Genomic DNA, 18,470 nt, shown 5'->3' with positions numbered 1-18,470 from the left:
CCTACTTGCATAGTTTGGATTGTGCGCCCCGGCGCCACCACCGGTCAATGTGACTTATCCGACGGATCGGACGCCGGGCCGCCGTGGGACGGATGTCAGCGGGACGGGGCCCCGGGCGGGCGCATGAGCATCAGGGCCCGGGCTCGGAGGATCCGGCCGCCCTCGGCGTCGACCGCCGTCCAGTCGTAGTGCTGGACGACCTTCCCGGAGGAGGTCGGTTCGGCGGGCCCCGGGGCGAGCTCGACGTGCAGGGTCGTGCCCGCCCTGAGCATCCGCAGGAAGCGCACCTCGCGCAGTTCGAGGAGGGCGATCGCGCGGTCGAGCAGGCCCGACCGCTCGACCAGGCCGCCCATCAGGAGAAGGACGCCCTGGCCCGGCATCGGCGCGGGAGCGTCCCCGGCCGGGTCGAACAGCGGGTGGGTGTAGCCGCCGAGGCGGACGAGGTCGTCGATGAGCGCCTGGGTGATCTCGACCGGCGGGGTGCAGAGCGTCATCGGGCGTTCCAGACCGGGCGGCGCTTCTCCACGTAGGCGCGGTAGCCCTCGTCGGCGTCGGCGACCTCCTCGTGGAAGCGGGTGAACAGCTCGCGTTCCAGCCGGAGGCCCTCGGCCAGGGTGACGTCGGGGGCGGCGTTCAGCAGCCGTTTGATGATCCCGGTGACCGCGCGGGAGCGGTCGCCGAGCGCACCGGTGAGCCGGGCCACCTCGCCGGCGAGGTCCGCCCGGGGGACGCTGGCGAGGGCGAGGCCCCAGTCGGCCATCTCGGGGCCGCTCAGCCAGCGGCCGGCGAGCAGCAGCGCGCGGGCGCGCTGGTCCCCGATCTTGCGCGGCGCGCGCTGGGACGCGCCCGCGCCCGGCACGATCCCGAAGTCGCTGTGGGTGTCGCCGACCTTCGCCTCGTCGGCCGCGATGACGAAGTCGCACGCCAGCAGCAGTTCGAAGCCGCCCGCGCGGGCGAGGCCGTTGACGGCGGCGACGCTCGGCAGCGGGCACGCCTCCAGCCGGTCGAGGAACTCGTGGTAGCGGCGGATGAAGGGCAGGAACACCCCGGGCGGGTCGGCGAAGCACGCGCCGAGGAAGCCGATGTCCATCCCGACGCAGAACGCCCGGCCCGTCCCGGTGATCACCAGGGAGGACAGCGAGGCGTCCCGCTCGGCGGCGTCCAGGGCGGCCTCCAGGCCGTCGAGGGTGTCCGGCGAGAGGCTGTTCATGCGGTCAGGACCGTCCAGCGTGATGGTCATGACCGTGCCGGTCACCGCCGTGCGGACCTCCGTCATGAGCCGCCTTCCGGGCCGGCGGCCTCCCGGGCGAACGCCAGCAGGGCGGCGGCGTAGTCCTCCGGGGCGCGCAGGTGCGGCTGACCCGGCAGGCCGGGCAGGACGACGAGGCGGGCGTCGCGCGCCAGCTCCATCGCGATCGCGTCCTTGGGCGCGAGCAGGTCGGACTCGGCGTCGAGGAGCAGGACCGGCACGTCCGCCGCGGCGAGCGCGCCGGACGGGTCGTACCGGAACGCCGCCTGGTAGCCCCACGCGTAGCGGTCCGCGACCCGCATCATCTCCACCACGGCCAGGTGCAGCATCGTGGGCGGAAGGTCCGGCCCCCAGCTGCGCAGGTAGCGCGCGACGGCCCAGCCGAACTGCGCGCCCGCGCCGTCGACGGGCGCGTCGGGCGTCCAGTTCGCGAGGAAGGCGGCCCGCTCGTCCGGGTCGAACAGCGGGACGCCGCTCAGCACGAGCCCGGCGGCGGGCAGGTGGGCGGCCGCCGCGAGCGCCAGGGACGCTCCGCTGTGCACCCCGCCGAGGACGGGGCGCTCCATCCCGATGCCTGCCGCGGCCTGGGCGAGCACGCGGCCGTAGTCGGGGATCTCGAAGCCGGGCCCGGGCGGGGGGTCGGACGCGCCGTACCCGGGGGTGTCGAACGCGACCGCGCGGGCGTGCCGGCCGAGCAGGGGCAGGACGTCCTCGTAGACCCGGCAGGAGAGCGGCGATTCGTGGAAAAGGCCGATCCACGGGCCGGAGTCGCCGTTGACCCGGTAGTGGACCTGGCCCCAGTCGGTGTCGGCGTATCCGCCCCGGGTCCTCATCGCTCCGCCACCTTCACCAGCAGGCGCGCGCCCGCGGCGGTCGCGAGCGGGGGGCCGTCCACTCCGGCGGGGATCTCGATCAGGGAGCAGGGTTCGAGGTCGACGCCGCCGGCCGTGAGCGCGCCCTCCGTCAGGACGAGGAACCGCTCGCGCCCGGTCGCCGGGACGGGCTGCGACCACCCCGGCGGCATGTCGACGAGCACGGACAGGCCCACCGCGGAGGCGTTCCTGCTCAGCGTCTTCGACCGCAGGCCCGGGACGCCGGGCCCCGCGAGCTGGGTCACCGTGTCGTCGTGCTCGTGCCACACCATGAATCGGGCTTCCTTCCTGCGTACGTAGCCGCGCGGCCCGATCGGGTCGCCGCCGCCGGGCCGGGCGTGCCGTCCCGCGTCCTCGTCCGGGCGCACGACCCGGGAGACGCGGCCGCTCGCGTCCGACGCGGACTCACCCTCCATCATCAGGACGCATTCGAAGCCCTCGTCGGTGGCGGCCGAGTGCACCCAGCCGGGCGGGCGCCAGAAGTAGTCCCCGGCCTCGAAGTCCCCTTCGGCGGTGAGCGTCACCCGGCCGCCGAGGAACAGGGCCTCCTCCACGCTGTCGTGGTAGGCCTCGCACAGGTCCCGGTAGCCCGGGTCCGTGCGGACGTGGTCGATGCGCCGGGACGTCGCCGGGTCGTGCCAGAGGGACCTCATCCAGTACCGGGAGAGCAGGTCCCCGACCCGCTCGGGGTCGCCGAGGTTCTCCCGGAAGGCCGGTTCCATCGAGTCGTAGACCTCCCGGCCGCTGACCCAGGGCACGGCCCCGCCGTCGATGATCGTCACCTCGCCCGGCACCGCGCCTCCCACGGGTTCGAATACATCAGACATAAGGATAACCTTGCCGGGCAAGAGCCTGTCAACGGCTTCTACCTGGTGCTTGACATCCAAGGAGGTCATACCTCAGATTTATCGGGACGGAGAAGGAGGGGGCGTGCTCAGTACGAGGCCGTTCGAGGAGGGCGCCGAGCGCGGCGACCTGCGCGCGATGGTCGAGTCGCTGCTCGCCCGGGAGCTGCCCCGCGAGCGAGCGCTCGCCCTGGACCGGGAGGGCGCGTTCCCGGCGAGCACCTGGTCGGCGCTCGGCGCCGCCGGGCTGCTCGGCCTCGGCGGCGCGGAGCCGGCCGGCGGCACCGGCGGGACGGTGGGCGACGCCGTCGCCGTCGTGGAGGAGATCGCCCGCGTCCTGCCCAGTCTCGCCGTCGACTACGTCCTCTGCGGCATGGCCATGCGGCTGCTGGCCGACGCGCCCGGCACGGCCGCCGGCGCCTGGCTGCCCGAGATCGCGTCCGGCGCGATGATCTGCTCGTTCGGGATGAGCGAGCCCGACGTCGGCACCGACCTGCTGAACCTCCGCACGTCCGCGCGGGTCGCGGACGGCCGCTGGGTGCTGCGCGGGCAGAAGCTCTGGATCTCCCTCGCGCACGAGGCCCGGGTCGCGTTCACGGTGTGCCGCACCGACCCGCCCGAGGGCGGTCGGCGCGGGCGCGGCCTCAGCCTGATCGCCGTCCCGCTCGACCAGCCGGGCGTCACCGTCCGCCGGGTCCGCCTCGCCGGGATGCGCGCCGCCGGCACCTGCGAGATCTACTTCGACGACGCGGCCGCGCCGCTGGAGAACCTCGTCGGCGAGCGCGGCCGGGCGATGGCGCTGCTCGGCCGGACGCTGGACGCCGAGCGCGTCCTCGCCGCGGGCCTCAGCCTCGGCATCGGGCGCGCCGCCCTCGACCTGCATCTCGCCCACCTGCGCGAGCGCGAGGCGTTCGGCGGCGCGATCGGCCGGTTCCAGGCCCTCCAGCACGCCGCCGCCGACTCGATCGCCGACCTGTCGGCGGCCCGCGCGCTGGTCGGCACCGCCGTCCGCGCCATCGAGGACGGCCGGCCGTCGACCGCGCTGACGGGCATGGCCAAGCTCGTCGCGGCGGAGTCGACCGCCCGCGTCGTCGACCGCGGCATGCGCGCGATGGCGGCGCAGGGCCTCGCCGAGGAGTCGGCGATGCAGATGTACTTCCGGGACGCCCGGCTCCAACTGTTCAGTCCCGTGAGCAACGACATGATCCGCAACATCCTCGGCGAGTCGCTCGGCCTGCCGAGAAGCTACTGAGCCCGGAGGTCCCGGTGGACATCACGCGAGAGAGCACCGCACTGCTGGTCATCGACATGCAGAACGGCTTCCTCGACGACAAGGGCTCCATGGCCGCGGTGGGGCTGCCGCACCGGGAGCTCCGCCCGGCGATCGCGGGCTGCCGCACGCTGGTCGACGCCGCCCGCGCGGCCGGGGTGCCGGTGATCTACACCCGGTACGTCTTCCAGCCCGACTACGCGGACGGCGGCGTGCTGCCGAACCACATCGTCCCGGCGATGAAGGAGGTCGGCTCCCTCGCCGCCGGCAGCTGGGACGCGGAGATCATCGACGAGCTCGCGCCGGCCGAGGGCGAGATCGTCATCGACAAGTCGCGCCCCAGCTCGTTCTACGGCACCCGGCTGGAGCCGGTGCTCACCGGCCTCGGCGTCCGCTCGCTGGTCATCTGCGGGGTGACGACGAACATCTGCGTCGAGACGACGGCGCGGGACGCGGGCCAGCGCGACTACTTCGTGCACGTGATCGGCGACGCGACCGCCGAGTTCGACAAGGCCCGGCACGAGCACGCGCTGACCGGCATCGGCTTCCTCTTCGGCTGGGTCAACACGCTGGACGACGTCCGCGCCGCCTGGGCGGCCTGACCCCTCGCGGGCGGCCGCGATCCGTCAGCGGGCGAGGTCGGCGACCAGGGCGCGGCCGGCGGCGCGCTCGGCCCGGGTGCCGAGGATCTTGGCGGCGAAGGTGGTCACGCCGAGGCCGGCCAGCGCCCCGATCCGCGCGGCCACCCGGTCGGCGCTCCCGATCAGCGCCAGCCGCCCCGGCGTCTCGCAGCCCTCGCGGTCGAGCATCGCCCGGTAGGACGGGAGCGTCCCGTACCACTCCAGCTCCGCCTCCGCCGCGGCGCGCGCCGCCGGGACGTCGTCCGTCACGCACACCGGGAGCGCGGCGACGATCTCCGGATCGGGGCGGCCGGCGCGGGCGGCCGCGCGGCGGAGCGCCGGGACGGTCAGCTCGCGGAGGGTGCGCGGGCCGACCATCCAGGTGATCGTGCCGTCGGCGAGGGCGCCGGTGAGCTCCAGCATCCGCGGGCCGAGCGCGGCGACCAGCACCGGCGGCACGGGCGCGCCGGGGATGTCCAGGTCGCCGCGCGCGGTCAGCACCTCGCCCCGGAACCGGACGCGCTGGGTGAGCGCGCCGTTCAGGGCCTCCAGGTACTCGCGCATGTAGCGGACCGGCCGGTCGTAGGGCACGCCCCAGCACGGCTCCACGACGGACGGGTGGGACGGGCCGACGCCGAGCGCGAGCCGTCCGCCCACGAGCAGGTTGGCGGTGAGCGCCTGCTGCGCGAGGGCCATCGGGTGCCGGGGCTGGACGGGCACGACGGCCGTGCCGACCCGCAGTCCGGGCAGGTCGCGGGCGACCGCGCCGAGCACGGTCAGGGTGTCGGTCCCGAACGCCTGCGTCAGCCAGTAGCTGTCGACGCCGTCGCGCGCCGCCGCCCGCAGGTCGCTGGCGGTCCGCTCGACGTCGCCGACCCGGTCGAAGATCCCGATCCTCACGGGACGGCTCCTCCGGGCGGGGCGTCCCGGAAGGCGAGCAGGTCGCGGTCGGGCGCGCGCATGAGCAGCGCCAGGCCGAGGGCCTCGGCGCGGGCGCGCTGCTCCTGCACGGCCGTCCAGACCGTCTCCAGGCTGTCGGCCAGCAGGTCGGAACGGTGCCGGGCGACCACGTGCGCGATCTCCAGCGCGCGCGGGACGAGGCCGTCCCGCGAGACGACCTCGGTGACCAGCCCGAGCTCGCGGGCGCGCTCGGCGCCCAGCCGGTAGGCGCGCCCGCTGCTGACCATGCGCAGCACCTCGGTGAGCGGCAGCCGGCTCAGCAGCCCGACCGCCTCCACGGGATTGGCCAGCCCGACGTCGATGTGGGTGTCGAAGAACGTCGCGCCGTCCGAGCAGAGGATGATGTCGCCGTCGTTGACGAAATGCCACCCGCCCGCGCAGCAGTACCCGTTGACGGCGACCACGACCGGCTTGAAGACGCGCAGGTCCCGGGAGGTGATCGCGACCCGCCCGTCCTCGTCCAGGGAGGGGCTGGCGACGTCGCCGGCGAGGGCGTCGTCCACGTCGAGGCCGGTGGAGAAGCTCCGGTCCCCCGCGCCGGTCAGCACCGCCGCGCGCAGGCCGTCGTCGTCCCGGAACGCCCGCCAGACCTCCCGCAGCTCCCGCACCATGCGGCGGTCGTAGGCGTTGAGCACCTCGGGCCGGTTCATGACCACGAGGAGGACGGGCCCGTCGCGGGACACGTCGAGGGTCGCGTAGGCCACCCGGTCACTTCCCGTAGCCGTCGCGGAGCACCCGCTTGAGGATCTTGCCGTTGCTGTTCTTCGGCAGCTCGTCGACCCGCTCCCACACCTTCGGCGCCTTGTAGCCGGCGAGCCGCTCGCGGACGGCGGACTCCAGGGCGGCGAAGTCGAGGTCGCGGCCGGGGCGCGGGACGACGAACGCGCCGACCGCCTCGCCCCACCTGTCGTCCGGCAGCCCGACGACGGCGACCTCGGCGACGCCGTCGCAGGCGATCAGGACGCTCTCGATCTCCCGGGGGTAGATGTTCGCCGCACCGGAGATGATCATGTCCTTCTTGCGGTCGACGATGGTGATGAAGCCCTCCTCGTCGCGGACGGCGACGTCCCCGGACGACAGGTAGCCGTCCGGCCTGATCGCGGCGGCGGTGGACTCGGGGTCGTCCAGGTAGCCGATCATGTTGTACGGCGAGTGGCCGAACAGCTCGCCCGGCACGCCCGGCCCGACCTCGTCGCCGTCGTCGTCGAGCAGCTTCACATCCGTCATGAACCAGGGGTGCCCGACCGACCCGGCCTTGCGCAGCGCTTCGGCGGGACGCAGGTCCGTCACGATGCCCGCCTCGGTGGACCCGTACAGCTCGTGCACGCCGACGTGGGGGAACGCCTCGACGACCCACTCCTTCAGCGGGACCGGCAGCGCGGCGGCGTTGAAGTAGAGGGTCTCCAGGCTGGACAGGTCCCACCTGCGCGGCGACCCCTCCATGACCTGGCGCAGCGTGAGCGCGTGCGTCGGCACCAGGAAGATCGTCTGCAGCCGGTCGCGCTCGATCATGTCGAGCAGCCGCTCGGGGTCCCAGCGCGGCAGCATGGAGGTCCGGCCGCCCATGAACGGGCCCGCGTAGGCGAAGCAGAACCCGGCGCCGAGCGCCATCGGCGCGACCGCGGCGGTGCGCTTGCCGGGGCCGAGGCCGTAGTCGACCGCGCAGCCGAACATGGTGAGCACCCGTGACCGGTGGGTGAGCAGCGCGCCCTTCGGCTGCCCGGTGGTGCCGGAGGTGTACTGCACGCAGAACGGGTCGGTCTCGCCGACCGGGACGCGCGGGTCCACCGCGCGGGCCCCGGCGAGCGCCTTCTCGTAGGGACGCCCCCAGTCCTGGGACCCGAGGGAGAGGGCGAGCGGCAGGTCCTCGACGAGGCCGGGGACGTTCGCCTCGAACGCCGCGTCGGCGATCAGGCCGGACGCGCCGGACCGGGTCACCAGCGAGCCGTGCTCGGCGGCGGTGCCGCGCGGATTGAGCGGGACCATGGCGACGCCCGCCTTCGCGGCGCCCGCCGCGACCTCCACGTACTCCAGCTGGTTCCCGAGCAGGACGGCGACGCGGTCGCCGGCGCCGAACCCGGCGTCCATCAGCAGGCCGGCGACGCGGTTGCTGCGGTCGTCCAGTTCGGCGAACGTGAGCCGCCGGTCCCCGTCGATCAGCGCGGTGGCGTTCGGAGTACTGCGCGCGAACTCGCGGATTCCACTGGCGATGTTCATCTGTGCCATGGCTGCCCGTCTCTTCCTTGCCAGTGCCGACCTCGGGCCGTCGTCTGATCTATGTCCCGGCAGTGGTCAGTCGCGTTTATTCTTGCTCTGCCCGGCCCCGGCAGGCTAGATCCTCTATATGTCAGATTTATTTCGTGGCGTCCGGCTGGCGGTGGCCAGCGTGCGGCGGGCCAGCCGGATCACGGCCGCGTCGATCAGCCGCCCGCCGGCGTCCAGCACGACTCCCGACCCGGCCGCCTCGAACCGGGCCAGGACGTCCTCGGCCCGCGCGACGTCCTGCGCGGACGGCGTGAACGCCGCGTGGACGACCGGGATCTGCGCGGGGTGGACGCACGCCCGCCCCACGAAGCCCTGCCGCCGGACCCGCTCGGTGGACTCCGCGAGCGCCGCGGGATCGGCGGTGATCCGCGACACCGGCCCGACCGGCGGGTGGAGGCCGGCGGCGGCGCTGGCCAGCACGGTCACGCTCCGCGCGAACGCCAGCTCCGCCTCCTCCGGGCCCGGGTCGATGCCGGTGTCGGCGGCGAGGTCGACCTCGCCGATCTGGAGCCGGTGGACCCGGGGCGCGCGGGCGATCTCCCGGACGTCCAGGATCGCCCCCGCGGTCTCCAGCAGCGGCATCAGCAGGGTCGTCGCGTCGCCGAGGGCGGCCAGCAGCCCGGCGACCGCGGCGACGTGCGCGGCGTCCTCGGCCTTGGCGAGGACCAGCCCGGTCAGCGCGGGCAGCCCGGCGAGCGCCCGCACGTCCGCGTCGCCCGCCGCGCCGCCGTTGACCCGGACCCACAGCTCCGTGTCGCCGGCGGCGGGGCGCGAGCGCAGCCAGCCGGCGACCGCGCGGCGCGCCGCGTCCTTGCCGTCCGGCGGGACCGCGTCCTCCAGGTCGACGATCAGTGCCTCGGCGCCGCGCGCCAGCGCCTTGCCGAGCTTGCCGGGGGCGTTCCCCGGGACGTAGAGGTAGCTGCGCGGCAGCCGGTCCGCGGTCGTCACCGCACGACCGTCTCGCCGCGCAGCAGGGACTTGGCGACCACCGTGCGCAGGACGTCGTTGGTGCCCTCCCCGATGCTCATCAGGATCGCGTCGCGGTAGAGCCGCTCGACCTCGTACTCGGTGGAGTAGCCGTAGCCGCCGTGGACCTTCATGGCGTCGATCGCGGCCTGCAGCGCGACCTCCGAGCAGAAGATCTTCGCCATGCCGGTCTGGCCGTCGGCGCGGCCGCGGCGGACCGCGTCCGCCGCGAAGTAGGCCATGAGCCGCGCCGCCTGCAGCTGGGTCGCGACGGTCGCGAGCTGGAGCTGGACGGCCTGGAACTCGCCGATCGGCCGGCCGAACGCCTTGCGCTGCCCGGCGTAGGCGAGCGCCTCGTCGTGGGCGCGCTGGGCGATGCCGACCGACCGCGCGGCGATGTTGACCCGGCCCCACTCCAGCGCGGACAGCGCGTGCTGCATGCCCTTGCCCTCGACGCCGCCGAGCAGGTTCTCCCGCGGCACCCGCACGTCGTCGAGGACGATCTCGCAGGACTCGGTGCCCTTGTAGCCGAGCTTCGGGATGTCCTTGGTGATCTCGTAGCCGGGCGAGCCGGCGTCCACGAGCAGGACGCTCATGCCCTTGTGCGCCGGGGACGCGGACGGGTCGGTCTTCACCAGCACGGGCAGCGGGTCGGCGTGCCGCGCGTTGGTGATCCACATCTTGGTGCCGTTGACGACGTAGTGGTCGCCCTCCAGCCGGGCCGTGGTGCGGATGCCCTGCAGGTCGGTGCCCGCGTCCGGCTCGGTGAGGCCGATGCCGGTCCGCCGCGCGCCCGTCGCGAGGTCGGGCAGGTACCTGCGCTTCTGCTCCTCGGTGCCGCGCATCGCGATCATGCGGCACGCGAGCGAGTGGCTGCCGAGGATGCCGGCGATGCCCATCCAGCCGCGCGCGATCTCCTCGAAGACCAGCGCGAACGAGACGGGGTCCAGGTCGAGGCCGCCGTACTCCTCCGGAACGGTGATCCCGAACAGCCCCATGTCCCGCATGCCCGTGACGATCTCGGTGGGATAGCGGCCGGACTGCTCCCAGTCCCGCGCCACCGGGATGATCTCCCGGTCCACGAAGTCGCGCAGCACGGCGCGGAACTCGCGCTGGTCCTCATTGAGCTGGAAATCCACTTAGCTGCCTTTCTCGGTGTCGTGGGGCGGGCGCGCGGCCGGGGCGGGGGCCGCGTCCGGGACGAACACGGGGAGGGCGCGCCCGTCGGCGAGGTCGGCCCAGGCGACCCGGACCGGGTCGCCGATGCGCCAGGCGTCCGGCTCCCGTTCCTGGAGGCGGGTGAGGAGGACGGCCCCCTCGGCCAGGCGGACGCGGGCGATGACGTAGGGGACGGCGAGGTCCGGCCGCGGCGCGCGGTGCACGACGGTGAAGGAGTCGACGGCGCCCCGGCCGCCGGACGCGGACCAGTCCGGTTCGTCCGACCCGCAGTGGACGCAGAGGGCGCGCGGCGGATGCTGCACCCGGGCGCAGCGGGCGCACGTCTGCAGGAGGAGCCGGTGCTCCCTCGTGGCCTCCCACCAGGGGGCCGTGACCTCGTCGGGCGCCGGGACGTCGGGCGCGAAACCAGCGGAACCGGTCATCGGTCCACCCCCAGGACCACCGTGGCGTGCGTCGACAGGATGCCGCCCGTGCCGTGGGCGACCGCGAGCCGCGCGTCCGGGACCTGCCGGTCCCCCGCGTCGCCGCGCAGCTGCGCCACGGCCTCGATCAGCAGGAGGATGCCGAACTGTCCGGGATGGCAGTAGGAGAGGCCGCCGCCCGAGGTGTTGAGCGGGAAGGCGCCGCCGGGGCGGATCCGGCCGCCGCCGATCCAGTCGAGCGCCTCGCCCCGCCCGCAGAAGCCGAGCGCCTCCAGCGTCAGCGCGACCGTGATCGTGAACGAGTCGTAGACCTGGACGACGTCGATGTCGGCCGGGGCGACCCCGGCACGCCGGAACGCGTCGGCGCCGGAGCCGACGGCGCCGGTGACGGTCAGGTCGGGGACGGCGGTCATCGACGTGTTGGTCGTCCGCTCCCCGTACCCGAGCACCTCCACCGGTGTGCGGCGCAGGTCGCGGGCCCGCTCCAGGGACGTCAGCACGATCGCGCCGCCGCCGTCGGTGACCAGGCAGCAGTCCAGCGCGGTGAGCGGGCTGGAGATCATCGCGGAGCCGAGCACGTCCGCGGCGGTGAGCGGGCCCTTGCCGTAGCGGAACGCGGCCGGGTTCAGCAGCGCCCATTCGCGCGCCGCCACCGCGATCTCGGCGAGCTGCTCGCGCGAGCCGCCGTAGGCGTGCAGGTACCGCTGCGCCGCCATCGCGTAGTACGACAGCGGGTACAGCGGCCCGTACGGCGTCTCGAACTGCGCCTCGGGCGTGTGGTCCTCCACCACCCCGCCGAGCGAGCGGGACCGGGCCGACCGCTGGTTGGACGCGAAGCTGATCACGACCGTCTCGGCCTGCCCCGCCTGGATGGCCTGGGCGGCGCGGGCGACGAACATCTCGAACGCGGAGCCGCCCGCGTACGTCGAGTCCGTCCAGCGCGGCTCGATGCCGAAGTAGTCGGCGAGCTGGGTCGCCGAGAACCGCGACACCCCCGTGGTGGCGATGCCGTCCACGTCGCGCAGGGTGAGTCCCGCGTCGTCCAGCGCCCGCTTGACGGCCTGCGCCTGGAGGCCGAGGACCGACCGGTTCGTCACCCCGAGGTCGCACTCGGCGGCGCCGGCGATCGCGACGCCCGTGCTCATCGCTCCCCCGCGCGCCCGGCCGCGGCGCCGGGCCCGTCCGCCGTGCCGAGCAGGACGCGGGCGCGGGCCGGCGCCACGGCGACGCGTTCGGCCGCGCCGTCGTCGCCGACCACGACCACCCGCAGGTCCAGGTCCAGGAAGCCGTCGCCGGCCTCGGCGACCGTCCCCTCGCAGCGGACGGTCTCCTCGGCGAACACCAGCGCCTTGAAGCCGAACTCCAGCTCGCGGACGAAGCACAGCGGGCCGAGCCAGTCCTGGATCTGCTCGACGAGCAGCGCGCCGAACACCTGGCCGTCGACGACCGGGCCGGGCAGTTTGGACGCCTTCACGAAATCGGTGTCGTAGTGCAGCCGGTACCAGTCCCAGGTCGCCCCGGCGTAGGCGATCATGTCCGGGAGCCCGATCCGGCGCTCCAGCGGCGGAACGGCCTCCCCGGCCTCGTGCGTTGCCCCGGCGGCGGTCATGCCCCCGCCTCCAGCGATACGAAAATGACGGTCTCCTCGTTCTCCGCGAGCGTCGCGCCGTCCTGGCGCGTGTAGGTGGCCCGCGAGGTGATGATCAGCATCTCCGCGCCCGCCCGGTTCGTCTTGCCGGCCACGTCGGTGATCTCCCAGGTGGCGGTGACGATGTCGGACGGCAGGATGCGCCGGTGGAAGACGTAGCGGTTGCCGCCGCGCACCTTGCGGGTGCCGGGGATCTCGATGCCCCAGTTGTGGCCGCCGTCGCCGTCCGGCCCGATCGGCAGGTTCGCGTACTGGTTGGTCTCGCAGATCAGGGTGGGCGGCGCGGTCACGTCGGCCAGTCCCTGCGCCCGCGCGTACTCCGGGTCGGAGTAGAGCGGGTTGTGGTCGCCGATCGCCAGGCCGAAGTAGCGGCCGGCGGCGGCGCCCATCGGCTCGGGCGCGGTGTAGACCTTCGTCCGGCCGACGAGCGCGCGGATCTCGTCGGTGAGCAGCGTCATGAGGCGTCCTTCACGGTGGTGGCCCGCACGGTCGCGGCGCCCTCGGGGTACAGGGCGGTCGGGAACACTTCCAGCAGGAACTCGGGCCGCAGCAGCGCCTTGCAGATCGCCCCAGTCGACGCGGGCCAGGGCGGCGACAGCAGCCGCTCCCGGACGGGCGCGACCGCGCGGTAGTCGCGCAGCGCCGCCTCGACGCAGAACTCGATGGTCGACAGCAGGTCCGCCGGGCCGAGGCCCGCGTACTCCAGCAGGTGCAGGACGGCCCCGTACGTCGCCTCTGCCTGCGCCCCGATGTCGCCCGGGTGCAGCGCCTCCTGCGTCTCCATGTCGAGCGCGGCGAACCCCGACATGAACAGCGTCCGGCCCGCCCGCACGCCCGGCGCGTAGGTCAGCGTGTCGTAGCGGGACCAGCCGGGGTTGACGAGTTCGAGGGGGTGCCGGGACGCGGTGACGTCGATCGCGACGAGCGCCTCGGGATGGTGCAGCCGGCTCATCAGGATGCCGCCCGCGCCCGGGTACACGCCCGCGCCGCCGAGCCGCTCCTTCCGGACGCGGTGGCTCTTGCGGTAGACCTCCCGGCTCGCGGGCGTCGAGTAGTCGTAGGTCGTCACCGCGTCGTCGAGCGAGAGGCCCGCCTTGCGGAGCAGCGCGTCGGCCCGGTCGAGGCAGTAGGCGTACTGCCCGACGAAGTCGCCCGGGCTGACGACGTCGCCCGCCTCGTCCACCGGCACCACGGTCGGGAGGTGCACGGTGCCGTCGAAGCCCTCCCGGACGGGCGACGGCGCCCAGGTCCCGGCCTCGCGCCGCTCGCTCGCCGCGAGCAACTCGGCGCCGCCGTCCCGGACGGCGTGCGCCTCGACCTCCAGCAGCGCGGCGGAGCGGACGAGGCGCTCCACGACGACCGTCGTCACCACGGGGTCGTGCGCGCCGAAGACCTCCCTGCGGGCCGCCGCGGCGGCCTCGTAGTCGGCGAGCCCGGCGACCGTGACGTTCTCCGTCACGTGCACCACGTCACCGGGCCCGTACCCGGCGGCCTCGATGATCGTCATGACCTTCCGGTAGGCGGTGCGCGCCTGCTCCGCCATCGTCCCCGAGACGGTCATCTTGCCGACCGCCTCGTCGTGCGCGGCGGAGGTGTGCCCGGACGACCACGCGCCGCCGTCCTCGGACAGGCCGAGGCAGAACGTGAACCCCTCGTAGGGGAACCACGGGAACTCGGCGGGCTTGATCGCTTGCAGTGTCATCCGTTCTCCTGCTGGGTGAGCTGGGCGAGCCGGGCGGCGGCCCGCATGACGGCGGCGGCGTCCGGCTGCTCGCCGAGCGCCTCGACGGCGCGGGCGAACTCCTCCGCGTCCGCCGCCGGGACGCCGGCGTTGCCGGTGAACTTGGCGAGCAGCGACGCGCGGCTGAGCGGGAAGTCTCCGCCGCCCTCGCTGCGCGGCACCGAACCGGTCACCTCGCGTCCGCCGGTGAGCGTGATCGTGACGTGGCCGGGCGCGTCGGCGGCGACGACGCCGGGGCCGCCGGCGACGTCCCAGCGCACCCGGGCGGCCAGCCGGGCCACCTCGGGGCGGGCGATCGACTCCGGCTCGAAGGTCTCCAGGGCCAGCCCCCCGTCGGCGATGAGCGCCGCGACCGTCCAGGGCAGCGAGAACTTCGCCGCGTACGGGCTCGCGGGACGGGTCAGGTCGCGGGAAACGTCGCAGACGACGGGCGCCGAGTCCGGGTGGACGCGGGCGTGCACCGAGGCGACGTCGCCGGGGCCGAACCGCTCGCGGGCCATGGCGTCCAGGACCGCGCCGATCGTGGCGTGCGAGAGCTGGCACGCCGCGTACGGCTTGATCCCGATCCGGGTGGTCTCCCACCGCTCGCCCAGGCCCGCGACGATGGACGCGGGGTCCGCCTCGTGCGCGGAGAGGGCGTCGAACACGCCGTGCGGGCCGTCGAAGACGGTCTCCGGCCCGGTCGCGCCCGCCGCCGCCAGCCGGGCCGCGACGATCCCGGACTGGGAGGCGAACCCCGGGTGCAGCTGCTTGGTCGACGCGCCGGTGCCGAGGAACGCCAGCAGCCCGCCCGCCTGGCTGCCCGCGATGCCGAGCGCGTTCACGGCCCGGCCGGCGTCCAGGCCGAGGAGCCGCGCGGCGATCAGGGCGGAGGAAAAGACCCCCGCGACCATCGTGGCGTGCAGGCCGCGCGCGTGGAAGCCGTGCGGCGCGGCGGCGGCGACCCGGCAGGCCGTCTCGTACCCGGCGACCGCCGCGGTGAGGACCTCCCGCCCGGACGCGCCGGTCTGCTGACCGACGGCGAACGCGGCGGGCAGCACGACCGCCGTCGCGTGCACCAGCCCGCCGGCGTGGGTGTCGTCGAAGTCGAGGGCGTGCACGAGGGTGCCGTTCGCGAGCGCGGCGGCGGGCGCGGACAGCAGGTCGCCGGTGCCGAGCACCGCCGCCTCGGGCGGGCCGCCGAGGCCGCGGGCCACCTCGATCGCGGGACCGGCCGCACCGGTGCGCAGGGCGCCGAGCGCGGTGCCGAAGCCGTCCAGCAGGTGCCGGGTCGCGGCCGCGGCCACGTCCTCCGGCACGTCCCGCAGGCCGAGCGCCCAGCCGGCCAGCTCCCGTGCGATCATCGCGACGCCGCCTCCGCCTCGCCCGCCTCGGCCCTGGCGGACTCGGCGGGCTCGGCGGACCCGGGGGGCACGGGGGGCACAGGGGGCACAGGGGGCACGGCCGCGTCACCGAACGCGCCCCCCGCCCGCAGCCGCTCCACCGTGGCGTCGTCGTACCCGGCGATCTCGCGCACCACCAGGTCGAAGTCCTCGTTGCGGAACGGCGCCCGCCGGTACTCGGCCGGCCGCGCGCCGACCCGGACGGGCGAGGCGAGCTGCTCGACGGTCCCGAAGCGGGGGTGCTCGGTCGTCACCCGCAGCCCGCGCGCCTTGGTGTGCTCCTCCCGCATCGCCTGCTCGACGTCGTTGATCGGACCGCAGGGGATGGACGCCGCGTACAGCTCCCCCAGCCAGGCGTCCACGGTGCGCTGCCGGAAGACGTCCTCCAGGAGCGGGATCAGCGTGTCCTTGTTGCGGGCCCGGTCGGCGAACGACCCGTAACCGGAGCCGGGCTCGGCCCACTCGGGATGGCCCACGACGGAGGCGAGCCGCGTCCAGAACTTCTCCTTGGCGCAGCCGACGATGAACCAGCCGTCGCTCGCCTCGAACGCCTGGAACGGCACCAGCGACGGGTGCGCCGAGTGGCTGGTGCGCACCGGCTCGAAACCGGCGTTCAGGTGCCAGGTCGCCGGGTACGTCAGCAGCCCGATCGCCGTGTCGTAGAGGCTGACGTCGCAGTCCATGCCGACGCCGTCGCGGCGCGCCGCGTGCAGCCCGGCCAGCAGCGAGATCGCCGCGACGAACCCGCCGGAGTAGTCGACCAGCGACAGGCCCGACTTGGTGGGCGGGCCGTCCGGCTCGCCGGTCAGGTCCATCCATCCGGCGAGGCCCTGCAGGACGTAGTCGTACCCCGGCTCCTTGCTGCGCGGGCCCGTCATGCCGAACCCGGTGAGCGAGCAGCACACGATGGCGGGGTTCAGGTGCTTGAGGTCGTCGTAGGTGATGCGGATCTTCTTCGGGACGTCGCCGCGGAGGTTGGAGTACACCACGTCGGAGACCTTCACCAGGTCCTCGAACACCCGCCGGCCCGCGTCGGTGGACAGGTCGAGCGAGAGGCTGCGCTTGTTGCGGTTGAACGTCTCGAAGAACAGCGAGTCCTCGCCCTCGCCGTACGGGGGGACGTAGCGGCCGACGTCGCCGCCCGACCGCGGCTCCTCGATCTTGATGACCTCGGCGCCCAGGTCGGCGAGGTGCACGCTGCCGAACGGGCCGGCGCCGTACTGCTCGACGGCGATGATCCGGACGTCTTCCAGGGGTTTCACGAAGCGCCTCCGGTGAGGTGGGGCAGCAGCGCCAGGAGCTCGTCCTGGGCCGCGCGGGTCTCGGCGGCGGTGAGGCCGTGGGTGGGCGGGCTGAGCTTCACCGAGTCGGCGAGTCCCGCGTAGCCGGCGATGCGCGCGGCGACCTCGTCGCGCCCGCCGGCCATCGTGAGCGCGTCGATCATGTCGGCGGAGACCGTCTCGGCGAGGTGCTCGGCGCCGGTTCCGTCGCGGAACGCGGCGACGACGGCCTGCTGCTGCTCGGCCAGCCCGTGGAAGGCGAAGAAGTCGGCGTAGGTGCGGACGCTGGCGTAGAAGCCGACGAGCCCGGACACGCGCCGCCGCGCGGTGGCCCGGTCGTCGGAGACCGAGCAGCAGGCGGACACGACGACGTCGAGGTCCGCGCGCTTCTTGCCCTCGGCGCGGGCGATCCCCGCCTCCAGCTCGGGCAGGATCCGCTCGGCGAGGTACCGGGGCGAGCACAGCTCGTGGCTGATCCAGCCGTCGCCGATCGTCCCGGCGAGGCGCGTCATGGCCGGGCCCATCGCGGCGAGGTAGACGGGGATGTCCGTCCGGTGGACGCCGAAGGGCCGCTGGTAGCCGCGGATCCGCATCGGCTCCTCCTCGCCCGGGAGGTCGATCGGCTCGCCCGTCGTGCAGGACTCCCAGAACCGGCGAACGTTGCGGACGGTCTCCCGCATGTGCCGGACGGGCTTGCCGAACGGAACGTTGTGCCAGTCCTCGTTGAGCCGCCGGACGCCCGTGCCGAGGCCGAGGACGAGCCGGCCGCCGGACATCTCGTCCAGGTCGAGGGCCTCCAGCGCCGTGGTCATGGGGCTGCGGGTGAACGCGAGCGCGATGCCGGTGCCGATCCGGGCCCGCTCGGTCGCGGCGGCAAGCGCGGCGGCGGCGACCGTGGCGCTGCGGTGCAGCTCGGGAACCCAGACCATCTCCGCGCCCGCGGCCTCCGCGCGGCGGGCCGCGTCGGCCAGCTCCGCGAGGGTCTCGCCCCAGGGGGCGAAGGTGATCCTCATGCGCGCTGTTCCTCGGCGTCGAGGGTCAGCGGCGTCTTCGCCTCGGGGAACAGGTCGTTCAGCGGCTCGGCGCCCTGCTTGTAGGCGTAGAAGGTGCGGCGGAAGGTGCAGACCTCGTCGCCGTCCTGGTTGAGGGTGCGGGTGCGGATGGTGACGATGCCGGCGTGCGGGCGGCTGGACGACTCGCGCTTGTCCAGCACGATCGACTCGCTGTACAGCGTGTCCCCGGCGAAGACGGGGTGGGGCAGCCGGATGTCCTCCCAGCCGAGGTTGGCGAAGGCGTTCTGGGTGGTGTCGACGACGCTCTGCCCGACCGCGATCGCGACGGTGAGCGTGGAGACGACCAGCGGCCGGCCGAACTCCGACTTCGCGGCGTACTCGCCGTTGAAGTGCATCTGGTTCGTGTTCATCGTCAGCAGCGTGAACCACGTGTTGTCGCTCTCGGTGACCGTGCGCCCGAGGGGATGCCGGTAGACGTCGCCTACCTGGAAGTCCTCGTAGAACCGTCCCTTCCACCCGTCCTTGAGCGTCATGGCCGTCCTCTCGCATAGCACCGATCGGTTAAAGTCAGACATTTCGATTCTAGGGCACGGCGGGGCCGCTTGTCCAAGCCCCGCGGCCGTCGGAATCGGCGCACGTCAGGTGTCGTATCTGCACTTATCCCCATTTCCGTCGTGCACCTTACGGCGGCGGTCCGGCTCCGGGTACGCTGCGGTGCCGAAACATCAGATATATAGCGGTGCGGCCCGGTGGCCGCC

20 protein-coding genes are annotated in these 18,470 nt (G+C 74.1%); 2 read left to right on the top strand and 18 right to left on the bottom strand.

Features of this window, described 5'->3' with window-relative positions:
- Positions 1 to 95: 95 nt before the first annotated feature.
- The 4 genes from SM611_RS23510 to SM611_RS23495 are packed head-to-tail and all read right to left on the bottom strand — an operon-like array spanning position 96 to position 2,948.
- Complete coding sequence (locus SM611_RS23510; RefSeq protein WP_371952054.1) at positions 96 to 494, bottom strand: hypothetical protein; 399 nt, start codon at positions 492 to 494, stop codon at positions 96 to 98.
- Positions 491 to 1,276, bottom strand: a complete 786-nt coding sequence (locus SM611_RS23505) for an enoyl-CoA hydratase/isomerase family protein (protein WP_371952053.1) — start codon at positions 1,274 to 1,276, stop codon at positions 491 to 493. Before SM611_RS23505 ends, SM611_RS23510 begins: the two co-directional genes overlap by 4 nt.
- Positions 1,273 to 2,082 (bottom strand): alpha/beta fold hydrolase, encoded by an 810-nt coding sequence (locus SM611_RS23500; RefSeq protein WP_371952052.1) that lies wholly within the window; start codon positions 2,080 to 2,082, stop codon positions 1,273 to 1,275. Before SM611_RS23500 ends, SM611_RS23505 begins: the two co-directional genes overlap by 4 nt.
- Positions 2,079 to 2,948, bottom strand: a complete 870-nt coding sequence (locus SM611_RS23495) for a cupin domain-containing protein (RefSeq protein WP_371952051.1) — start codon at positions 2,946 to 2,948, stop codon at positions 2,079 to 2,081. The genes SM611_RS23500 and SM611_RS23495 overlap by 4 nt, the downstream gene beginning before the upstream one ends.
- A gap of 103 nt (positions 2,949 to 3,051) precedes the next feature.
- Here SM611_RS23495 and SM611_RS23490 point away from each other — a divergent pair, with 103 nt between their 5' ends.
- Positions 3,052 to 4,218: an acyl-CoA dehydrogenase family protein gene (locus SM611_RS23490; RefSeq protein WP_371952050.1), complete on the top strand. Its 1,167-nt coding sequence runs from the start codon at positions 3,052 to 3,054 to the stop codon at positions 4,216 to 4,218.
- A 14-nt stretch (positions 4,219 to 4,232) separates the two neighbouring features.
- Positions 4,233 to 4,838 carry a cysteine hydrolase family protein gene (locus SM611_RS23485; RefSeq protein WP_371952049.1) on the top strand — a complete coding sequence of 202 codons (606 nt, stop codon included), beginning with the start codon at positions 4,233 to 4,235 and terminating at the stop codon, positions 4,836 to 4,838.
- 24 nt (positions 4,839 to 4,862) lie between these two features.
- Here the strand turns inward: SM611_RS23485 and SM611_RS23480 are convergent, their stop codons facing one another.
- From SM611_RS23480 to SM611_RS23415, 14 genes are all read right to left on the bottom strand, one after another.
- Positions 4,863 to 5,756: a TIGR03564 family F420-dependent LLM class oxidoreductase gene (locus SM611_RS23480; protein ID WP_371952048.1), complete on the bottom strand. Its 894-nt coding sequence runs from the start codon at positions 5,754 to 5,756 to the stop codon at positions 4,863 to 4,865.
- On the bottom strand, positions 5,753 to 6,520 hold the full coding sequence (locus SM611_RS23475) for an enoyl-CoA hydratase/isomerase family protein (RefSeq protein WP_371952047.1): 768 nt from the start codon (positions 6,518 to 6,520) through the stop codon (positions 5,753 to 5,755). Before SM611_RS23475 ends, SM611_RS23480 begins: the two co-directional genes overlap by 4 nt.
- Before the next feature lie 4 nt (positions 6,521 to 6,524).
- The gene (locus SM611_RS23470) at positions 6,525 to 8,042 is read right to left on the bottom strand and encodes a class I adenylate-forming enzyme family protein (protein WP_371952046.1); all 1,518 of its coding nucleotides are present in this window, start codon (positions 8,040 to 8,042) and stop codon (positions 6,525 to 6,527) included.
- A 114-nt stretch (positions 8,043 to 8,156) separates the two neighbouring features.
- Positions 8,157 to 9,029 carry an HpcH/HpaI aldolase/citrate lyase family protein gene (locus tag SM611_RS23465; RefSeq protein ID WP_371952045.1) on the bottom strand — a complete coding sequence of 291 codons (873 nt, stop codon included), beginning with the start codon at positions 9,027 to 9,029 and terminating at the stop codon, positions 8,157 to 8,159.
- Positions 9,026 to 10,186, bottom strand: coding sequence for an acyl-CoA dehydrogenase family protein (locus SM611_RS23460; protein WP_371952044.1), 1,161 nt, complete (start codon positions 10,184 to 10,186; stop codon positions 9,026 to 9,028). Before SM611_RS23460 ends, SM611_RS23465 begins: the two co-directional genes overlap by 4 nt.
- Positions 10,187 to 10,648, bottom strand: coding sequence for a Zn-ribbon domain-containing OB-fold protein (locus tag SM611_RS23455; protein WP_371952043.1), 462 nt, complete (start codon positions 10,646 to 10,648; stop codon positions 10,187 to 10,189).
- A complete protein-coding gene (locus SM611_RS23450; RefSeq protein ID WP_371952042.1) occupies positions 10,645 to 11,793 on the bottom strand; it encodes an acetyl-CoA acetyltransferase in 1,149 nt (382 codons plus the stop codon). Before SM611_RS23450 ends, SM611_RS23455 begins: the two co-directional genes overlap by 4 nt.
- Complete coding sequence (locus tag SM611_RS23445) at positions 11,790 to 12,257, bottom strand: MaoC family dehydratase (RefSeq protein WP_371952041.1); 468 nt, start codon at positions 12,255 to 12,257, stop codon at positions 11,790 to 11,792. Before SM611_RS23445 ends, SM611_RS23450 begins: the two co-directional genes overlap by 4 nt.
- Positions 12,254 to 12,754: an FAS1-like dehydratase domain-containing protein gene (locus tag SM611_RS23440; RefSeq protein WP_371952040.1), complete on the bottom strand. Its 501-nt coding sequence runs from the start codon at positions 12,752 to 12,754 to the stop codon at positions 12,254 to 12,256. Before SM611_RS23440 ends, SM611_RS23445 begins: the two co-directional genes overlap by 4 nt.
- Positions 12,751 to 13,998, bottom strand: coding sequence for a RidA family protein (locus tag SM611_RS23435; RefSeq protein WP_371952039.1), 1,248 nt, complete (start codon positions 13,996 to 13,998; stop codon positions 12,751 to 12,753). The genes SM611_RS23440 and SM611_RS23435 overlap by 4 nt, the downstream gene beginning before the upstream one ends.
- Complete coding sequence (locus tag SM611_RS23430) at positions 13,995 to 15,380, bottom strand: MmgE/PrpD family protein (RefSeq protein ID WP_371952038.1); 1,386 nt, start codon at positions 15,378 to 15,380, stop codon at positions 13,995 to 13,997. The genes SM611_RS23435 and SM611_RS23430 overlap by 4 nt, the downstream gene beginning before the upstream one ends.
- A complete protein-coding gene (locus SM611_RS23425) occupies positions 15,377 to 16,681 on the bottom strand; it encodes a CaiB/BaiF CoA transferase family protein (protein WP_371952037.1) in 1,305 nt (434 codons plus the stop codon). Before SM611_RS23425 ends, SM611_RS23430 begins: the two co-directional genes overlap by 4 nt.
- On the bottom strand, positions 16,678 to 17,712 hold the full coding sequence (locus tag SM611_RS23420; protein ID WP_371952036.1) for an LLM class flavin-dependent oxidoreductase: 1,035 nt from the start codon (positions 17,710 to 17,712) through the stop codon (positions 16,678 to 16,680). The genes SM611_RS23425 and SM611_RS23420 overlap by 4 nt, the downstream gene beginning before the upstream one ends.
- Positions 17,709 to 18,245 carry a MaoC family dehydratase gene (locus SM611_RS23415; RefSeq protein ID WP_371952035.1) on the bottom strand — a complete coding sequence of 179 codons (537 nt, stop codon included), beginning with the start codon at positions 18,243 to 18,245 and terminating at the stop codon, positions 17,709 to 17,711. The genes SM611_RS23420 and SM611_RS23415 overlap by 4 nt, the downstream gene beginning before the upstream one ends.
- Between the last annotated feature and the right edge of the window lie 225 nt (positions 18,246 to 18,470).

Origin of the sequence: Actinomadura monticuli, assembly GCF_041463655.1 — a bacterium.
Lineage (GTDB): Bacteria > Actinomycetota > Actinomycetes > Streptosporangiales > Streptosporangiaceae > Spirillospora > Spirillospora monticuli.
The sequence above is the reverse complement of the archived record's forward strand: the minus strand, read 5'-3'. Positions and strand labels throughout refer to the sequence as shown.